The following is a 687-nucleotide window of genomic DNA, read 5'->3' as shown; positions in this document are numbered from 1 at the left end:
TATCACCGGCCTGGTTGGGACGCTGAAAAGAGGCAACAGCCCCCGCACGTTAGGTATTCGGGCAGATATGGATGCCTTGCCGATCCTGGAAAATACGCAACTCCCTTACAGCAGTCAGCACGAAGGCATCATGCATGCCTGTGGGCATGACGGCCACACCGCGATGTTGCTTGGTGCGGCACATTATCTGGCCGATCACGCCTGTTTCGATGGCACCTTGCATCTCATTTTTCAACCTGCAGAAGAGGGGTTGGCCGGTGCCCAGAAGATGATCGACGATGGCCTGTTTAAACGCTTCCCCTGTGGCGCCGTTTTTGCCATGCACAACATGCCGGGCTTCCCGCAGGGGCAGTTTGTCTTTGGTGAGGGGGCGTTTATGGCTTCCAGTGATACGGTCACCATCACCATTCACGGCAAAGGGGGCCATGGAGCGATGCCGAAAGGCACCGTTGATGCCGTGGTCGTCGGAGCTAGCATTGTGATGGCATTGCAGACGGTCGTCGCGCGTAATTTGGGAGCGCAAGAGCCGGGCGTGATCACCGTAGGTTCATTCCAGTCAGGCATGGCCAGTAATGTCATCGCCGACTCTGCGGTATTAAAACTCAGTGTACGCGCGTTGGATCCGCAAGTCAGGGAGCTGTTGGAAGAGCGCATCAAGACGTTAGTGGCGGCCCAGGCGGCCTCATA

The 687-nt window shown here is 57.1% G+C and carries 1 protein-coding gene; it reads left to right on the top strand.

Going from position 1 to position 687, the window contains the following annotated elements:
• Position 1: 1 nt before the first annotated feature.
• On the top strand, positions 2 to 687 hold a 686-nt coding region (locus tag BFN00_RS00695), incomplete at its 3' end, for an amidohydrolase (protein WP_349356350.1).

It is taken from the genome of Acinetobacter sp. AR2-3 (genome assembly GCF_001878775.1).
Classification (GTDB): domain Bacteria; phylum Pseudomonadota; class Gammaproteobacteria; order Pseudomonadales; family Moraxellaceae; genus Acinetobacter; species Acinetobacter lwoffii_D.
Note: the sequence above shows the minus strand (reverse complement) of the source record. Positions and strands in the feature narration are given on the sequence as shown.